The organism is Pseudomonas sp. K5002 (assembly GCF_013386655.1).
GTDB lineage: Bacteria > Pseudomonadota > Gammaproteobacteria > Pseudomonadales > Pseudomonadaceae > Aquipseudomonas.
In genome coordinates this window covers 379-715 of the sequence record NZ_JACARK010001577.1, presented here as the reverse complement: position 1 = coordinate 715, position 337 = coordinate 379, and the positions used below count along the sequence as shown (strand labels likewise).

The window sequence follows — 337 nt, the reverse complement described above, 5'->3', positions numbered from 1 at the left end:
CGCCCAGGTATTCTTCGTCGCCGGCCAGGCCAGGGACACCCTGACCGCGCCGGTCGCCGCCCTGCAAGGCAGCCTCGGCGGCGACAAACAGATCGCCCGCGTGGTGGCGAAAAACGGCAGCATCGAGCAACGCGAAATCCGCCTGGGCCTCAGCGACCGCCTGCGAGTCCAGGTGCTGGAAGGCCTGAACGAAGGCGATCACCTGCTGATCGGCCCGGCCGATGGCAGCGGAGGTTGAATGTCGACCCCACTGATCGAACTCAAGGGCATCCGCAAATCCTACGGCGGCGGCGACACGCCGCAGGTTGATGTGCTGCGCGGCATCGACCTGGCGATC

General features: G+C 67.1%; 1 pseudogene. It reads left to right on the top strand.

Annotated features, from left to right (window positions below):
- Positions 1 to 238: pseudogene (locus tag HX846_RS38055) on the top strand (efflux RND transporter periplasmic adaptor subunit); the annotation flags it as partial.
- Positions 239 to 337: the final 99 nt, after the last annotated feature.